The organism is Streptomyces caelestis, assembly GCF_001279005.1.
Classification (GTDB): Bacteria; Actinomycetota; Actinomycetes; order Streptomycetales; family Streptomycetaceae; genus Streptomyces; species Streptomyces heliomycini.
This window is the reverse complement of the sequence record NZ_LGCN01000205.1, coordinates 38,170-54,842: the sequence shown is the minus strand read 5'-3', so window position 1 is coordinate 54,842 and position 16,673 is coordinate 38,170. Positions and strand designations below refer to the sequence as shown.

At 73.7% G+C, this 16,673-nt stretch carries 16 protein-coding genes, 1 pseudogene and 1 riboswitch; of the genes and pseudogenes, 11 read left to right on the top strand and 6 right to left on the bottom strand.

What is annotated here, in order from left to right; all coding sequences use genetic code 11:
- Positions 1-109 precede the first annotated feature (109 nt).
- The 3 genes from ADK41_RS22380 to ADK41_RS22370 all read left to right on the top strand — a co-directional run bounded on the left by ADK41_RS22380 (position 110) and on the right by ADK41_RS22370 (position 3,321).
- Positions 110-457, top strand: coding sequence for a hypothetical protein (locus ADK41_RS22380; RefSeq protein ID WP_030829763.1), 348 nt, complete (start codon positions 110-112; stop codon positions 455-457).
- A 7-nt stretch (positions 458-464) separates the two neighbouring features.
- Complete coding sequence (locus ADK41_RS22375; protein WP_030829765.1) at positions 465-1,649, top strand: glutathionylspermidine synthase family protein; 1,185 nt, start codon at positions 465-467, stop codon at positions 1,647-1,649.
- A gap of 85 nt (positions 1,650-1,734) precedes the next feature.
- Positions 1,735-1,835, top strand: a riboswitch (ZMP/ZTP riboswitch).
- Between the two features lie 31 nt (positions 1,836-1,866).
- Positions 1,867-3,321, top strand: coding sequence for a glycine hydroxymethyltransferase (locus ADK41_RS22370; RefSeq protein ID WP_030829767.1), 1,455 nt, complete (start codon positions 1,867-1,869; stop codon positions 3,319-3,321).
- 41 nt (positions 3,322-3,362) lie between these two features.
- On the opposite strand, the gene ADK41_RS43365 is transcribed toward ADK41_RS22370, so the two are convergent.
- Positions 3,363-3,677 (bottom strand): hypothetical protein, encoded by a 315-nt coding sequence (locus ADK41_RS43365; protein WP_234318889.1) that lies wholly within the window; start codon positions 3,675-3,677, stop codon positions 3,363-3,365.
- 434 nt (positions 3,678-4,111) lie between these two features.
- On the opposite strand from ADK41_RS43365, the gene trpS reads away from it, so the two are divergent.
- Both trpS and ADK41_RS22355 read left to right on the top strand, forming a co-directional pair.
- Positions 4,112-5,125 (top strand): tryptophan--tRNA ligase, encoded by a 1,014-nt coding sequence (gene trpS, locus ADK41_RS22360; RefSeq protein ID WP_030829769.1) that lies wholly within the window; start codon positions 4,112-4,114, stop codon positions 5,123-5,125.
- Positions 5,126-5,339: 214 nt separating this feature from the next.
- Complete coding sequence (locus ADK41_RS22355) at positions 5,340-5,918, top strand: 2'-5' RNA ligase family protein (RefSeq protein ID WP_030829771.1); 579 nt, start codon at positions 5,340-5,342, stop codon at positions 5,916-5,918.
- Between the two features lie 13 nt (positions 5,919-5,931).
- Here the strand turns inward: ADK41_RS22355 and ADK41_RS22350 are convergent, their stop codons facing one another.
- Both ADK41_RS22350 and ADK41_RS22345 read right to left on the bottom strand, forming a co-directional pair.
- Positions 5,932-6,687: a decaprenylphospho-beta-D-erythro-pentofuranosid-2-ulose 2-reductase gene (locus ADK41_RS22350; protein ID WP_030829773.1), complete on the bottom strand. Its 756-nt coding sequence runs from the start codon at positions 6,685-6,687 to the stop codon at positions 5,932-5,934.
- 19 nt (positions 6,688-6,706) lie between these two features.
- A complete protein-coding gene (locus tag ADK41_RS22345; RefSeq protein ID WP_030829775.1) occupies positions 6,707-8,062 on the bottom strand; it encodes an FAD-binding oxidoreductase in 1,356 nt (451 codons plus the stop codon).
- 134 nt (positions 8,063-8,196) lie between these two features.
- On the opposite strand from ADK41_RS22345, the gene ADK41_RS22340 reads away from it, so the two are divergent.
- The 3 genes from ADK41_RS22340 (at position 8,197) to ADK41_RS22330 (ending at position 10,667) form a co-directional block, all read left to right on the top strand.
- Positions 8,197-8,730, top strand: a complete 534-nt coding sequence (locus tag ADK41_RS22340; protein ID WP_030829777.1) for a phosphatase PAP2 family protein — start codon at positions 8,197-8,199, stop codon at positions 8,728-8,730.
- Positions 8,727-9,662, top strand: coding sequence for a decaprenyl-phosphate phosphoribosyltransferase (locus tag ADK41_RS22335; RefSeq protein ID WP_030829780.1), 936 nt, complete (start codon positions 8,727-8,729; stop codon positions 9,660-9,662). Before ADK41_RS22340 ends, ADK41_RS22335 begins: the two co-directional genes overlap by 4 nt.
- A gap of 87 nt (positions 9,663-9,749) precedes the next feature.
- Entirely contained in the window at positions 9,750-10,667 is a 918-nt protein-coding gene (locus ADK41_RS22330) for a YihY/virulence factor BrkB family protein (RefSeq protein WP_030829783.1), read from the top strand.
- Here the strand turns inward: ADK41_RS22330 and ADK41_RS22325 are convergent.
- The gene (locus tag ADK41_RS22325; RefSeq protein WP_030829786.1) at positions 10,615-11,904 is read right to left on the bottom strand and encodes a D-alanyl-D-alanine carboxypeptidase family protein; all 1,290 of its coding nucleotides are present in this window, start codon (positions 11,902-11,904) and stop codon (positions 10,615-10,617) included. The genes ADK41_RS22330 and ADK41_RS22325 overlap by 53 nt on opposite strands.
- Before the next feature lie 172 nt (positions 11,905-12,076).
- Here ADK41_RS22325 and ADK41_RS22320 point away from each other — a divergent pair, with 172 nt between their 5' ends.
- From ADK41_RS22320 to ADK41_RS44320, 3 genes and pseudogenes are all read left to right on the top strand, one after another.
- The gene (locus ADK41_RS22320; RefSeq protein WP_030829790.1) at positions 12,077-12,325 is read left to right on the top strand and encodes an SCO4848 family membrane protein; all 249 of its coding nucleotides are present in this window, start codon (positions 12,077-12,079) and stop codon (positions 12,323-12,325) included.
- A 24-nt stretch (positions 12,326-12,349) separates the two neighbouring features.
- Positions 12,350-13,669: a metallophosphoesterase gene (locus tag ADK41_RS22315; protein ID WP_030829793.1), complete on the top strand. Its 1,320-nt coding sequence runs from the start codon at positions 12,350-12,352 to the stop codon at positions 13,667-13,669.
- A 245-nt stretch (positions 13,670-13,914) separates the two neighbouring features.
- Positions 13,915-14,244, top strand: a pseudogene (locus ADK41_RS44320) (isochorismatase family protein); the annotation flags it as partial.
- Positions 14,245-14,297: 53 nt separating this feature from the next.
- On the opposite strand, the gene ADK41_RS22310 reads toward ADK41_RS44320, so the two are convergent.
- Both ADK41_RS22310 and ADK41_RS22305 read right to left on the bottom strand, forming a co-directional pair.
- The gene (locus ADK41_RS22310) at positions 14,298-15,785 is read right to left on the bottom strand and encodes a sensor histidine kinase (protein WP_234318891.1); all 1,488 of its coding nucleotides are present in this window, start codon (positions 15,783-15,785) and stop codon (positions 14,298-14,300) included.
- Positions 15,786-15,820: 35 nt separating this feature from the next.
- Complete coding sequence (locus ADK41_RS22305; protein WP_030829800.1) at positions 15,821-16,510, bottom strand: response regulator transcription factor; 690 nt, start codon at positions 16,508-16,510, stop codon at positions 15,821-15,823.
- Between the last annotated feature and the right edge of the window lie 163 nt (positions 16,511-16,673).

The window sequence follows — 16,673 nt, the reverse complement described above, 5'->3', positions numbered from 1 at the left end:
GGAGCGCGGCCGGCAGGGGGCTCCCGTGCGCGGCGGCCGGCCGGTCCCTAGGCTGTCCGCCGCGAGCCGGGAGAGGTGCTCCGGGGACGTGCGAGGGGGAGCGAAGGACATGGCGGAGTCGCGGCGGCGGTTGCGGTCCAGCACGGTGGTGCTCGGGGGGATGGGCGTCCTCGCGGCGGCGTTGACCTCGTGCGGGTCGGATCCGGACCGGCGGTGCGTGGACCGGGACAGCTACGACCACCTCAACGGCTACAAGATCGTCGCCGACAGGAGCTGCACGTCCTCCGGGACCACCCCCCGTTCGCCCGGCAAGGGTGGCGGGACCCGCACCGACGCCGACTGGTACTACGACGCCGACGTCAGTAACGGCTACGCCGACGACGGCACCTTCAGCCGCAGCGAGGCCGTCGACCGGGGCGGCTTCGGCTGCTCGGGCTCCGGCAGCGGCGGCGGCTGAGCGGGTCATGGAACGACGTACGACCGAGCCCCGCCCCGGCTGGCAGGAGACCGTCGAGGAGCAGGGGCTCGTCTACCCGCTCACCCGTCACCCCGACGGGTCCCTGCGCCCCTACTGGGACGAGAGCGCCTACTACGTCCTCACCCTGGAGGAGGTCGAGGCGCTGGAGGAGGTCGTCGAGGAACTGCACGGCATGTGCCTCGCCGCCGCCGAGCACATCGTCACCGCCGACCGCTTCGCCGACCTCGGCATCACCGACCCGCGCATCGCCCGCGCGGTCGCCGAGGCCTGGCGTCGGCGCGCGGAACTCCCCTCCGTCTACGGCCGCTTCGACCTCCGCTACGACGGGACGGGCCCCGCGAAGCTCCTGGAGTACAACGCCGACACCCCGACCTCCCTCGTGGAGGCCGCCTCCCCCCAGTGGTTCTGGATGGAGGAACGCTTCCCCGGCGCCGACCAGTGGAACTCCCTCCACGAACGCCTCGTCGACGCCTGGAGGAGACAGGGCGCCCTCCTCCCGCCGGGCAGCCCCCTGTACTTCGCCCACTCCTCCGCCGACGAACTCGGCGAGGACCTGATGACCGTCGCCTACCTCAAGGAGACCGCCGAACAGGCCGGCCTCGACACCGACTGGATCTCCATGGAGGAGATCGGCTGGGACCGCCTCTCCGGCCGCTTCGTCGACAACCGGCTCCGGTTCATCCGCAGCGTCTTCAAGCTGTACCCCTGGGAGTGGCTCACCACCGACCGCTTCGCCGGCCACGTCCTCGACACCCTGGACAACGGCGGCGGCACCGGTACCACCCTGTGGATCGAGCCCGCCTGGAAGATGCTGCTCAGCAACAAGGCCCTGCTGGCGATCCTCTGGGAGCTGCACCCCGGTCACCCCCACCTCCTCCCCGCCTACCTGGACGGTCCGCGGGAGCTGGCGGACACCACCGGCTGGGCAGCCAAGCCCCTGCTCGGCCGCGAGGGCGCCGGCGTGACCCTCCACGAGCCCGGCGCCGGCCCCGTCCTCCGCGACGAACCCTGCTGCTACCAGCAGCTCGCCCCTCTTCCCGACTTCGACGGCAACCACGTCGTCCTCGGCGCCTGGGTGGTGGAGAACGAGTCCGCGGGCCTGGGCATCCGTGAGTCGTCGGGCCTGGTGACGGACGAGTACGCCCGCTTCCTGCCGCACGTGATCCTCTAGCCGCGCCGCCCGCGCCGGCGAGGCGGACGCCGGCGCCCGCATGGTGGACGCCTCGCCGTGGCACTTCGCGCCGCCCGGTAATGTGACCGTGGGCCGTGACTGGCGCGCTGGGATGGAGCAACCATCGGGAAGCGGCCCCGGGCCCTTCGGGTCCGGACACATGTGCCGTGCGCCTGGGCCGTACCGTGAACGCAGAACGCCACGTCCGGAGGTCCCCATGTCAGCCGCCGAGCAGCCGCTCACCCCCGCGTCCACCGCCTTCCGCTCCGCCCTCGACGTCATCCGCGCCGTCGAGCCGCGCGTCGCCGACGCCATCGGCCAGGAGGTCGCCGACCAGCGCGAGATGCTCAAGCTGATCGCCTCCGAGAACTACGCCTCCCCGGCCACCCTCCTCGCGATGGGCAACTGGTTCAGCGACAAGTACGCGGAGGGCACCGTCGGCCGCCGCTTCTACGCCGGCTGCCGCAACGTGGACACCGTCGAGTCGCTCGCCGCCGAGCACGCCAAGGAGCTCTTCGGCGCCCGCCACGCCTACGTCCAGCCGCACTCCGGCATCGACGCCAACCTCGTCGCCTTCTGGTCCGTCCTCGCCGACCGGGTCGAGGCCCCCTTCCTGGAGAAGACCGGCGCCCGCCAGGTCAACGACCTCTCCGAGGCCGACTGGGCCGAGCTCCGCCAGGCCTTCGGCAACCAGCGCATGCTCGGCATGTCCCTGGACGCCGGCGGCCACCTCACCCACGGCTTCCGCCCGAACATCTCCGGCAAGATGTTCGACCAGCGCTCCTACGGCACCGACCCGGCCACCGGCCTGATCGACTACGAGGCCCTGCGCGTCTCCGCCCGCGAGTTCAAGCCGCTGATCATCGTCGCCGGCTACTCCGCCTACCCCCGTCTGGTGAACTTCCGGATCATGCGCGAGATCGCCGACGAGGTCGGCGCCACGCTCATGGTCGACATGGCCCACTTCGCCGGCCTGGTCGCCGGCAAGGTCCTCACCGGCGACTTCGACCCGGTACCGCACGCCCAGATCGTCACCACCACCACCCACAAGTCGCTGCGCGGCCCGCGCGGCGGCATGGTGCTGTGCGACGACTCCCTCAAGGACCAGGTCGACCGCGGCTGCCCGATGGTCCTCGGCGGCCCGCTCCCGCACGTCATGGCCGCCAAGGCCGTCGCCCTCGCCGAGGCCCGCCGGCCCGCCTTCCAGGACTACGCCCAGCGCGTCGTCGACAACTCCCGCGCCCTCGCCGAGGGCCTGACGCGGCGCGGCGCCACCCTGGTCACCGGCGGCACCGACAACCACCTCAACCTGATCGACGTCGCCACCTCCTACGGCCTCACCGGCCGCCAGGCCGAGGCCGCCCTCCTCGACTCGGGCATCGTCACCAACCGCAACGCCATCCCCGCCGACCCCAACGGCGCCTGGTACACCTCCGGCATCCGCATCGGCACCCCCGCGCTGACCACGCGCGGTCTCGGCACGGCGGAGATGGACGAGGTCGCGGGTCTCATCGACCGTGTCCTGACCACCACGGAACCCGGCACCACCAAGTCCGGCGCCCCCTCCAAGGCCGCCCACGTCCTCGACGCGAAGGTCGCCGACGAGATCTCCCGCCGCGCCACCGACCTGGTCGCCGGCTTCCCGCTCTACCCGGAGATCGACCTCGGCTGACCCCCGCGGGACCCCGCACCCCGCGGGACCTCACAGGTCGATCAGCTCCCGACGCGGCTCCCCCCACGCGGCGGCCCGGTACGGTACCGGGCCGCCGCGCGGCGTACCAGCAGGGTCCCGGCGATCCCGCCCCCGAGCCCTCCGACCGCCCGGACCGGCCCGTCCGGCCCGCCGCCGGAGGCGGACGCCTCCGGCTCCCCGCCGAGGAAGCCGTCGCCGTCCAGCCGGTCGTGGACGTCCCGGGGCACCCGGTGCCGGCGGATGCCGTCGTCCTCCACGTCCGGCGCCGGGTCCGTGCGCACCCACGGCGTGCCGTCCCCGGCCACGAACAGCTGGTCCCGGCGCAGCGTCGCCACGTCCCCACCGGGCGCCCGGCGCGTTCGCGGCCGGCCCCCGACCCCGGTCGGCCCCCACAGCACGGTGACCCGCGCCCGCGGACGCCGCCCCTCCGTCCACTGCGCCGGGACCCGCTCCGTCCCCCTCGCGCAGCGGGTCCGGCAGGCTCCGCAGCCGGTCGAAGTCCCGCCGACCGGCGTGCCAGGACGCGGTGCGCCCGGCGGCGTGCACGACCACCGCCACATCCGGTTCCTCCCCGGGCGGCGCGCCGTCCGCCACCGCCCCCGGCGCCGCCGTCAGCACCACCGCCGCGCCCGCCGCCACCGCGCACACCCGTCGTCGCATACCGCCCCTCCCGCCTCCCGTGCCTTGTCACACCACCGGGGACGGATCGCGACCCCCCTGTTCCGGACCCGCGCCCGAGTGACCCCCGGAGCCTGAGAGAATGGTGGGCATGGCGACTGACCGACCCCGCGTGCTCTCCGGAATCCAGCCCACCGCAGGCTCGTTCCACCTCGGCAACTACCTCGGCGCCGTCCGCCAGTGGGTGGCCCTGCAGGAGACCCACGACGCGTTCTACATGGTCGTCGACCTGCACGCGATCACGGTCCCGCAGGATCCGGCCGAGCTGCGCGCCAACACCCGGCTGGCCGCCGCCCAGCTGCTGGCCGCCGGTCTCGACCCGGACCGCTGCACGCTCTTCGTGCAGAGCCACGTGCCCGAGCACGCCCAGCTCGCCTGGGTCATGAACTGCCTCACCGGCTTCGGCGAGGCCTCCCGCATGACCCAGTTCAAGGACAAGTCCGCCAAGCAGGGCGCCGACCGCGCCTCGGTCGGCCTGTTCACGTACCCGGTCCTGCAGGTCGCGGACATCCTGCTCTATCAGGCGGGCGAGGTGCCGGTGGGCGAGGACCAGCGCCAGCACATCGAGCTCACCCGCGACCTCGCCGAGCGTTTCAACGGCCGGTTCGGCGAGACCTTCACGATGCCGAAGGCGTACATCCTCAAGGAGACGGCGAAGATCTACGACCTCCAGGACCCGACGGTCAAGATGAGCAAGTCGGCGTCCACGCCGAAGGGCCTCATCAACCTCCTGGACGAGCCGAAGACCACCGCCAAGAAGGTGCGGAGCGCGGTCACCGACACCGACACGGTGATCCGCTACGACGTCGTGGAGAAGCCCGGGGTGAGCAATCTCCTGACGATCTACTCGACCCTCACCGGAGCGGACATCCCCGAACTGGAGGAGAAGTACGCCGGCAAGGGCTACGGTGCGCTCAAGACGGACCTCGCCGAGGTCATGGTCGAGTTCGTGACCCCCTTCAAGGAGCGCACCCAGCAGTACCTGGACGACCCCGAGACGCTCGACTCGATCCTGGCCAAGGGCGCGGAGAAGGCGCGTGCCGTCGCCGCGGAGACCCTCTCCCGGGCGTACGACCGGGTCGGTTTCCTGCCCGCCAAGCACTGAACCGCCGAACACCGGCCCACCAGGTGTCGAACCGGCGCTGAACCGGCCCGCGGCGGCGGTCCGTACCACCGCACAGCGCCGCACATCACTCCGGTTGCGCCTGCCCGCATCCGGGTCGTGGTCGTACAGTCGATGACAGGGTGACCGCTTCGGCGGTCACCCGGCGCTCACCGCAGTTCCACCCCGCTCCACCACCACAACGACAGGAGACGACGTGGGGACCGTAACGATCGGCGTGTCGATCGCGGTCCCGGAGCCTCACGGCAGCCGGCTTCAGCAGCTGCGCGCGGGCTTCGGCGACGCCGCGGCTCACGGTATCCCCACGCACGTCACCCTGCTGCCGCCGACGGAGATCGGCGACACCGGGCTGCCGGCCGTCGAGTCGCATCTGGGCGAGGTCGCCGCGGCCGCCCGCCCGTTCCCCATGCGGCTGTCCGGCACCGGCACCTTCCGGCCGCTGACGCCGGTGGTGTTCGTCCAGGTCGTCGAGGGCGGTGCGGCGTGCACCTGGCTGCAGAAGCGGATCCGCCACGCCTCCGGCCCCGTCGCCCGCGAACTGCAGTTCCCGTACCACCCGCACGTCACCGTGGCGCACGGCATCGAGGAGGCGGCCATGGACCGCGCCTTCGAGGAGCTCGCCGGCTACGAGGCCGCGTGGCCCTGCACCGGCTTCGCGCTCTACGAACAGGGCGCCGACGGGGTGTGGCGCAAGCTGCGCGAGTTCCCCTTCGGCTCCCTGGTGGTGCCCCCGCAGTCCGGGAGCGTGGACCGGGGATCGGTCTCCGCCCACTGAGCGCCCCCGGCCGTCAGACCGGCAGCCTGCGGAACACCCCGCGCGGCAGGTGCCGCAGCGCCGACATCACCACCCGCAGCGCGCCCGGCACCCACACGGTCTCCGCGCGGCGCCGCAGCCCCAGCTCGACGGCGGCCGCGACCGCCTCCGGCGTGGTGGCCAGCGGCGCCTCGGGGAGACCGGCGGTCATCCGCGTGCGGACGAACCCGGGGCGTACGACCATGACGTGCACCCCCGTGCCGTACAGCGCGTCGCCGAGGCCCTGGGCGAAGACGTCCAGGCCGGCCTTGCTGGAGCCGTAGATGAAGTTCGCGCGGCGGGCCCGCTCGCCCGCCACGGAGGACAGCACCACCAGCGAGCCGTGGCCCTGCGCCTGGAGCGCGCCCGCGCACACCAGGCCCGCCGAGACCGCTCCGGTGTAGTTGGTCTGCGCGACCCGCACCGCGGCCCGGGGGTCCCGCTCGTCGTGCGCCTGGTCGCCCAGGGTGCCGAAGGCGAGCAGCACCAGGTCGACGTCGCCCTCGGCGAAGACCTTGCCGAGCGCTTCCTCGTGGGCGGCGGGGTCGAGCGCGTCGAAGGCGACCGTGCGCACCTCGGCGCCGAGGCCGCGCAGCTGTCCGGCGGCCTCGTCCAGGCCGGGGGAGGGGCGTCCGGCCAGCCACACCGTGCGGGTGCGGCGGGCGATCAGCCGCCGCGCGGTGGCCAGCGCGATCTCGGACGTACCGCCGAGGACGAGCAGGGACTGGGGGAGGCCGAAGGCGTCCTTCATGACGGCTCCTGGAGGTTGTCTAGAGGTGGAGGCGGCGGGCCAGGTCGGAGACGAACACCCCGCGCGGGTCCAGTTCCGCGCGCAGCGCGCGGAAGTCGTCCAGGCGGGGGTACATGGCCGCGAGCAGCTCCGGACGCAGCCGGGAGTCCTTGGCGAGGTAGACGCGCCCGCCGGCGCCGGCGACCTCCTCGTCGAGCTCGTCGAGGAAGCCGCCGAGGCCGGGCAGGGACGCCGGGACGTCCAGGGCCAGGGTCCACCCCGGCACCGGGAAGGACAGCCAGCCCGGGTCGGCCTCCCCGAAGCGCTTGAGGACGGCGAGGAAGGACGGGCAGCGGCGCCCGGAGATCCGGCGCACGATCCGGCGCAGGGCGTCCTCCCGGCCGTGCCCGACGACGAACTGGTACTGCACGAAGCCGCTTCGGCCGTAGACCCGGTTCCAGTGCGGCACGCCGTCGAGGGGGTGGAAGAACGCGGGGATGCGCTGCAGCTGTCCCGTCCGGGCGCGGGGGGCCTTGCGGTACCAGAGCTCGTTGAACAGCCCCACGGTGGTGCGGCTGAGCAGGCCCTCGGGGACGAAGGAGGGGGCGGCCGGGAGCCTGGAGGTGCGGAAGGAGAGGGGCTCCCCGCGCGCACGGCCGCCCCGGGGCAGCGCGTCCAGGGGGGCGTGGTCGCCGCGCGTGAGCACCGCGCGGCCGGTGGCCCGGCCGCGGGCCAGCAGATCGATCCAGGCGACCGAGTAGCGGTAGCGGTGGTCGGTGTCGGCGAGGCGGGCCATCAGGTCGTCGAGGTCGCCCGCGCGCTCGGTGTCGACACGCATCAGCGAGGTCTCCACCGGCTGGAGCCGGACCGTCGCGGTGAGGATCACCCCGGTCAGGCCCATGCCGCCCGCGGTCGCCTCGAACAGCGGCGTGCCCGGCACGACCGTACGGACCCGCCCGTCGGCGGTGAGCAGCTCCAGGGACAGCACGTGGCGGGAGAAGGAGCCGGAGACGTGGTGGTTCTTGCCGTGGATGTCGGCGCCGATCGCCCCGCCGACCGTCACGTAGCGGGTGCCCGGCGTCACCGGCACGAACCAGCCGAGCGGCAGCAGCACCTCCATCAGCCGGTGCAGGGAGACGCCCGCGTCGCACAGCACGGTGCCGCCGTCGGCGTCGATCGCGTGCACGCGGTCCAGACCCGTCATGTCGAGCACGGCGCCGCCCGCGTTCTGCGCGGCGTCCCCGTACGCCCGCCCCAGTCCCCGCGCGATGCCCCCGCGGGCCCCGCACTCCCGGACGGCCCGGGCGGCCTCCTCGTACGTCCGTGGGCGGATCAGCCGGGCGGCGGTGGGAGCGGTGCGGCCCCACCCCGTGACGGGAACGGTGTCGGCAGGCATGACGGTGACCGTATCGCCCCTATGTGACTTTTTAGCTTTGAAACGTCACCCCCATCCCTGAAACGGGTGATTAATGGGATGTCGCTCCCCGGTGACGGGAATTCCGGCCCGCCGGGCGTGAACAGTGGGTCCCCATGGACGACCTCCACGACCTCCCCCGCACCCCCGGTCTCCACGGCATGGACCACCGGATCGTCTCGGCCTTCAGAGCGTGCGGCGCGGACCCGCGCGTGGCCGGGGCCGCGCGGGCCCTGTCCCGGGCGGGGGAGCACGGGGCGGTGTGGCTCGCGGTGGGGCTCGCCGGAGCCGCCGTGGACCGCCCCCGGCGCGGCGCCTGGCTGCGCGGCACCGCGCTCACCGCGGGCGCCCACGTCGCCGGCTCGCTCGTGAAACGGGTCGTGCGCCGTCCACGGCCCACGCATGTCGAACCCCTGGTCGGCACGGTCGGCCGGCACTCCTTCCCCAGCTCGCACGCCACCTCCTCCGCCGCCGCGGCCGTCGCCTTCGGCGCGCTGGGCGCCCGCGCGGTGCCCCCGCTCGCCGCCGCCGTCTGCGTCTCCCGCCTGGTGGCCGGCGTCCACTACCCGTCGGACGTGGCGGCCGGCGCCGTCCTCGGCGCGCTCACCGCCCGCCTCGGCGCCCGCTGGATGACGGGAGGCCCCGCGTGACCCTCCTGCGCGAGCGCCCCGACCGGCGGCAGACCGCGCCGTCCGGCACGGGCGGCCTCCTCACGGGCCTGCTGCTGACCGCGCGGCCCAAGCAGTGGGTCAAGAACGTCCTGGTGATCGCCGCCCCGGCCGCCGCCGGCGAACTGTTCTCCGTCCACGCCCTGACCCGGCTCGCCCTGGTCTTCGTCCTGTTCACCGCCTGCGCCGCCGCCGTCTACCTGGTCAACGACGCGCGCGACGCCGACGCCGACCGGGCCCACCCCGTCAAGTGCCGCCGCCCGGTCGCCGCCGGCCGGGTCCCGGTGCCGGCCGCCTACGCCGCCGGGACCGCCCTCGGCGTCCTCGCGCCCGCCGTCGCGGTCCGGCTGTGCCCCCCGGAGGCCGCCGCGCTGCTGACCGCCTACCTCGTCATGCAGCTGGCGTACTGCGTCAGCCTCAAGCACGTCCTCGTCGTCGACCTCACCGTCGTCACCACCGGCTTCGTGATGCGCGCGGTGATCGGCGGTCTCGCCCTCGGCATCCCCCTGTCCCGCTGGTTCCTCATCACCACCGGGTTCGGCGCCCTGTTCATGGTCGCCGCCAAGCGCTACTCCGAAGCCGTGCAGACGGCCGGGGAAGCGGGCGCCACCCGCGCGTTGCTCGCCGAGTACACCACCGGCTACCTCCGCTTCGTCTGGCAGCTCGCCGCCGGCGTCGCCGTCCTCGGCTACTGCCTGTGGGCCCTGGAGGAGGGCGGCGTGCCGCACACCAGCGTGCTGCCCTGGCGGCAGCTGTCCGTGGTCGCCTTCGTCCTCGCCGTCCTCCGGTACGCCGTCTTCGCCGACCGCGGTACCGCCGGCGAACCCGAGGACGTGGTGCTGGGCGACCGCGCGCTCGCCGTCATCGGCCTGGTCTGGGGGGTGATGTACGCCCTGGCGGTGGCCGACTGGTGAGGAACCGTCCGCTCCGCCGCCGGTCACGCGGGCCCGGTTTCGGGGTACCAGGACATGGGGCTTCCACGAGGGGGGCAGGGTCGGGTCATGGACTGGCTGAAAAGGCTTCCCGTCGTCGGGCCGTGGGCGGCCCGGCTGATGCTCACGCACGCGTGGCGGTCGTACGAGCGTCTGGACCGGGTGCACTGGACACGGCTGGCCGCCGCGATGACGTTCACCAGCTTCGTCGCGCTGTTCCCGCTGCTCACCGTGGCCGCCTCGATCGGCGCCGCCACGCTGAGCCGGGAGCAGCAGGACACCCTCCAGGACAGGATCGCCGACCAGGTGCCCGGCATCTCCGACCAGTTGGACGTCGGGGGTCTGGTGGAGAACGCCGGCACCGTCGGACTCATCGCCGGCGCCGTGCTGCTGTTCACCGGCGTCAGCTGGGCCGGCTCCATGCGGGAGTGCCTGCGCGCGGTGTGGGAGCTGCCCGACGAGGAGGAGAACCCCCTCCTGCGCAAGGGCAAGGACGTGGGCACCCTCGTCGGCCTGGGCGGCGCGGTCCTGATCACCCTGGTCGCCTCCACCGTCGCCTCCGCGATGGTCGGCCGGATCAGTGACGCCGCCGGGCTGGAGAAGGGCGGCTGGGGCGGGATCGTCCTGCACGTCGCGGCGTTCGCCGTCGCCGTCGGCGCCGACTTCCTGCTCCTGCTGTACGTCCTCACCCTGCTGCCCGGCGTCGAACCCACCCGGCACCGCCTGCTCGTCGCCGCCCTCACCGGCGCGGTCGGCTTCGAGCTGCTGAAGCTGCTGCTCAGCGGCTATCTGCAGGGCGTGGCCGCGAAGAGCATGTACGGCGCGTTCGGCGTTCCGGTGGCCCTGCTGCTGTGGATCAACCTCACCTCGAAACTGGTCCTGTTCTGCGCCGCCTGGACGGCGACGTGGAGCAAGCGGGACGAGGTCCCCGGGCTCACGGACGCGAGCGGCGACGCACCAGGTCCGGCAGCGGCCAGCGCCGGTTGACCAGGAAGGCGCCGCCCGCGAGCAGCACCAGCACCCCGCCGGCGATGCCCAGCGCGACCCCGGCGCCGTCGGCGCCGCCGCCCGACGCGGCACTCGCCACCGGCTTCGAACCGGCCGCGACGACTCCGTCCCCGGCGCCCCCGGCCTCGCCGGGGGAGGCGGACGGGCCCGGTCGGGCGCCGGCCTGCGCCACGCTCCTCGGCCGCACCAGCTCACCCACCGGCTCGACCTTGCCGGCCGCCTCGAAACCCCAGTCGAAGAGCTTCGCGGTCTCCTTGTAGACCTCGTTGTGCTCGTTCTTCGACGGGTTCATCACGGTGACCAGCAGCACCTTGCCGTCCCGCTCGGCGACACCGGTGAAGGTGGCGCCCGCGTTGGTGGTGTTGCCGTTCTTCACGCCGGCTATGCCCGGGTAGACCGGCACGTCGGTGTCGCCGGCCAGCAGCCGGTTGGTGTTCTGGATCTCGAAGGCCCCGCGGACCTTCTTGCCCTTCTTGTTCTTCTTCGTCTCACCCGGGAACTGCGCCCTGACCGTCGAGCTGTACTCCCGGAAGTCCTTCTTCTGCAGCCCGGAGCGGGCGATCAGCGTCAGGTCGTACGCGGACGACACCTGCCTCGGGGCGTCGTAGCCGTCGGGACTGACCACGTGCGTGTCGAGCGCCTGGAGCTCCTCGGCGTGCGCGTTCATCTCCTCGACGGTTTTCTCGACACCGCCGTTCATCGCCGACAGCACGTGCACCGCGTCGTTGCCGGAGCGGAGGAAGACGCCCAGCCACAGGTCGTGGACGGTGTACGTCTCGTCCTCCTTGATGCCGACCATGCTGGAACCGGCGCCGATCCCGGCCAGGTCGGACGGCTCGACCTCGTGCTCCGTCGTCCTGGGCCACTTCGGCAGCAGCGTGTCGGCGAACAGCATCTTCAGCGTGCTCGCGGGGGCCAGCCGCCAGTGCGCGTTGTGCGCGGCGAGCACCTTGCCGGACTCGGCGTCGGCGACGATCCAGGAGCGGGCCGACAGCTCCTTCGGCAGCACCGGCACCCCGCTCGCGAGGTTGACCTGCGTCCCCGGCTGCCCGAGCCGGGCGCCGCCCACGATCGACGTCGTCGCCGGGGGAGTGGCCGACGGACTCGTCGACGGCTTCGGGGCCGCGAGGGCGGCGGGCGCGGTCAGCGCGGCGGACAACAGGACGGCGGAGGCGACCAGCAGCGATCGCCGGACGGTGTTCTCGGGTGCGGGCACGACCGGAAACGTACATGCCATGTCCGGCGAAGTCCCGGGCAGGTCCCCACCCCGGGCAAGGATCCGGACACCGCCCGGCGATACTGGACCCATGCCGTGCTCTCCCGGGGGACGACCCCCGGACCCCCGGCCGGCCGAGGGGGCCCGGCGCTGTGAGGAAAGGTCTTCTCTGGTGAAGCTCAGCCGCCCCGTCTCCTGGTTCCTGCTCGCCTTCGGGGTGTGGAGCTGGGTCATCTGGGTCACTTTCGTCAAGAACCTGGTCAAGGACAGCAGCGGACTCGCGTTCGAGGACGGGCACCCGACGGCGTACTTCTTCGTTCACCTGACGCTCGCCGTGGTCTCCTTCGTACTGGGGACGGTCATCGGGGGCATCGGGTTGCGCGGACTGCGCGCACTGAGCCGGACGTCACGGACGTCCTGACCGGAAATAGGGGAACTCCGCCTCGTGGCCATCGTTTTCGTACTCATCGCGCTACTGGTCGTGGCCGTCCTGGTGACGGGCAACTGGTACGTGTGGCGGCGTCTTTTCCGCGACACCACGAAGGGCCCGGGCGCGGTGCGCCGCGCGGGCGCGGCGGTGATCGTCGGCGGCTGGGCGCTGACGGTGGCCACCTTCGTCGTCAGCCGCAGCGACGCCCCCTTCCGGCTCAAGCAGGTCCTGGCCTGGCCCGGCTACCTGTGGCTGGCCCTGGCCCTGTACCTGCTGCTGGCGGTGCTCGCGGGCGAACTGGTGCGCCCGGTGCTGCGGCGGATCCTGGAACGGCGGGCGCGGACGTCACAGGCGGCGGAGCCCGTACCGGCGCGGCCGGAGCCGATACCGGCCGGGCAGGGCACGGGACGCGGTCCGGGCGGCCCGGGCGACGCGACGGACGCCGGGACGGCGGGGGACGGCCCGGCGGCCGACGGCGGCGCGTCCGGCCCGCAGGGAGCACCCGCCGCCCCCTCCCGGCGGCTGTTCGTCTCCCGCGTCGTCGGCGGCGCCGCCGCGGCGGCGGCCGTGGGGACCGTCGGCTACGGGACGTACGGCGTGCTGCGCGGGCCGGGGGTGAAGCGGGTCACCGTGCCGCTCGCCAAGCTTCCCCGCGCGGCGCACGGTTACCGCATCGCGGTGGTCAGCGACATCCACCTCGGGCCGGTGCTCGGGCGGGGCTTCGCGCAGAAGGTCGTCGACACGATCAACTCGACCCAGCCGGACCTGATCGCGGTCGTCGGCGACCTGGTGGACGGGAACGTGAAGGACCTCGGCCCGGCCGCGGCTCCGCTGGCGCAGCTGAGGGCGCGTCACGGCTCGTTCTTCGTCACCGGCAACCACGAGTACTTCTCCGGTGCCGAGCAGTGGGTCGAGGAGGTGCGGCGGCTCGGGCTGAACCCGCTGGAGAACGCCCGTACGGAGCTGCCGCACTTCGACCTGGCGGGGGTCAACGACGTGGCCGGTGAGGACGAGGGCCAGGGCCCGGACTACGCGAAGGCGCTCGGTGACCGGGACCGGGGGCGGGCGTGCGTGCTGCTCGCCCACCAGCCGGTGCAGATCCACGACGCCGTCGACCACGGGGTCGACCTCCAGCTGTCCGGGCACACCCATGGCGGGCAGCTGTTTCCCGGCAACCTCGTGGCCGGTCTCGCCAATCCCACGCTGGCGGGGCTGGACCGCTACGGCGACACCCAGCTGTACGTCAGCAGGGGCGCCGGCGCGTGGGGGCCGCCCACGCGGGTGGGCGCGCCGTCGGACATCACGGTGATCGAGTTGGCGTCGAAGCAGGCCTGACGGTACGTCCGGTGGGCCGGGGCGGGCTCGCTCCCCGCGCTCGCGGGGCGCCTCCCCCACTCCCGGCTCCTCCCCCATGAGCGGGGGGACCCCCATCGCCCTGGGGGCGCCTCCCCGGCCCTTGAGGCACTGGGGGAGGCACGACTGCCCGCAGCTGGGGGAGTCGATGAGTCACGTTCGTACGGCGCTTGTTCTGGTCGAGCTGCAGCGGTGGATCGTCGACATGGAGTGGGAGCCGGTCGGCGGTGGCGTCGTCGAGGCGTGTGGGCGGCCGCGTGATCGGTTCTCGACGGTCATCCCGGTCCGGTACGTGCGCGCCGACGGGGCGGACGGCGGGCCGGACGCCGCCCCCGACCGGCCGCACGCCCCGCCCCGGCCGCCACCTGGTGACCGAGCGCGGTCTCGACGCGTTCGAGGACACCGAGCCGGACGACGTACCGCGCCGTGAGGGGGTCACCGAGGCGGTGGCCGCCGGGCCGTCCACCGCGCACGGCGACGCGGCGCCGGCCGCGACGGCGCTGCGGCCGGGGTACGGCGTCGTCGTGGCCGAGGACGCCACCGCGAGCCCCGACGAGGCACGGCACCGCCCGGGGCGTCGGCCTCACGGCCGCCGGGGAGTGATCCGGTCTCATGCCGTGCGGTGCGGCGGGGCGGGTTCCGGCGCCCGCTTTGGGGCGGGCGCCGCCCCGTCGTCCGCCGGGCACGCTCCCGGCCGGGTCGGCAGGGTCACGGTCGCCTCCAGTCCCTCGCCCGGCGCCGTCCGCACCGACACCTCGCCCCCGTGCGCCCGCACCACGCCCTGCACGATCGCCATGCCGAGACCGCTCCCCGCACCCCCGCCGGCGCGGAAGAAGCGGTCGAAGACGCGCGCCGCGTCCTCCGCCGTGAGGCCGGGCCCGTCGTCCGCCACGGACAGCCGCACCCGCCCGTCGTCCGCGCGGACCACCCCGAGCCGTACCGCGGCGTCCGCCGGCGTGTGCGTGCGCACATTGCCCAGCAGGTTCCCCAGGACCTGCCGCAGCCCCGCCTCGTCCGCGCGCACCAGCACCGCGCCGTCCGCGTCCACGGTCACCGTCCGCTCCGGCTGCTGCACCCGCAGGTCCTCCGCCGCGTCCCGCACCAGCCGGCACACGTCCACGTTCCGCAGCCGCAGCTCGGGACGCTGGTCCAGCCGGGCCAGCACCAGCAGCTCGTCGACCAGCCGCCCCATCCGGTCGGACTCCGCCAGCATCCGGTCCCAGGCCCGCCTGCGTTCCGTCGGCTCCCGCAGCATCCCCCGGTCGTACAGCTGGAGGTAGCCGCGGATCGCGGCCAGCGGCGTGCGCAGCTCGTGCGAGGCGTCGGCGACGAACCGCCGCAGCTGGGCAGCGCTGCGCTCGCGCGTGCGGTACGCCGACTCCACCTGCTGGAGCATCGAGTTGAGGGCGAGCCGCAGCTGCTCCACCTCGAGGATCGTCTCCCGGCTGGAGGGCACCCGCCGGGTCAGGTCGCCCTCCGCGATCGCCGACGAGGTCTCCACCATGTCCTCCAGCGGCCGCATCCGGCGCCGCACGCTGACCATGGTCAGGCAGGCCAGCAGCAGCAACAGCAGCGTCCCGATGGCCAGGTCGAACTTGACCGCCTTGGCGATGCCGTCGTGCACCGCCTCGGTGGAGCCGGCGATCAGGACGTAGGTGCCGTCCGCGAGCCGGGTGGCGGTGACACGGTAGGCGGCGCCGCGGACGGTGACGTCGTGCGGCTCCGGGTCCCGGACCAGGGTGCGCGCGTCGCCCACCGCGTCGGCCAGGTCGCGCTGCGCCCCGGTCGGCTCGAAGCCGAGGACGCCGACGGGCTCGCCCCGGGCGTCCACGGCGGCGAAGAGCGAGTCCGGGTCCTCCTGCCGGTTCCGGTCCGGGTCGATCCGGTCGCGGAAGAAGCTCAGCACGCTCAGCGAGTCGATCTGCCGCAGCGTCAGCTCCGAGCCGCCCAGCGAGTCACGGGTCCGGGTCAGCTCCGTGTCGATCTGGTCCAGCAGGTAGTAGCGCATCCCCATCACGCTCACCGCGGTGGCCGCCACGATGCCGAGGGCCAGCAGCACCACGTTCGCCAGCGTCAGCGCCCCGCGCAGCGAGTGCACGCCCCGACCGCGGCCCGGCCTCCGGATCGGGAGCCTCACGTCAGGCCGTACCCGACCCCGCGCCGGGTGGTGATCACCGGCGGGCCCAGGGCGTCGAGCTTGCGCCGCAGATAGCTGATGTAGGTCTCCACGACGGTCGAATCGGCCGGGGCGTGCTCGTACTGCCAGACGTGGCGCAGCAGTTGCTCCTTCGGCACGATCCGGCCGCCGTTGCGCACCAGGAAGCGCAGCAGCGCGTACTCGGTGGGGGTGAGCTCGACCGAGCGGCCCGCGCGGCGCACCGAGTACGTCGTCTCGTCCAGCTCCAGGTCGCCGTGGCGCAGCGGCGCCCGCTGCGGGAGCACGTCGGCGGGGCGGGTGCGGCGCAGTACGGCGGCGATCCGGGCGACGACCTCGTCGATGTTGAACGGCTTGGTGATGTAGTCGTCGCCGAAGCCGAGCGCGCCGACGATCTCGGCGGGCGCGTCCCGCGCGGTGAGGAACACCAAGGCCAGCTCCGGCCGCCGGGAACGCAGTTCACGGCCGAGGGCGCGGCCGTCGCCGTCCGGCAGCATCACGTCCAGGAGGGCGCAATCGGGGAGGGTGTGCTCGGTCAGCGCGAGCGCCTCGCGGACCGTGCCGGCGGTCATGACCTCGAAGCGGTGGTAGCGCAGGGCGATGGCGAGGACGTCCGCGATGCTCTCCTCGTCCTCCACGACCAGCACGGTGCCGGGAGCTGTCGTCATGCCCCCAGTATCAGCCGAACCCCCTTCGCTCGTAACGGTGTTCGCTTTGGAGTTCCTTGAGAGTCCCGCCCGAGTCGTGTCCCCGCGCGGGTGCCGCCGTCGATCCTGCTGCCCAGGACCTGGGGGACCGACCGAGCGACGAGGGAGCGGAAACGTGGCGGTA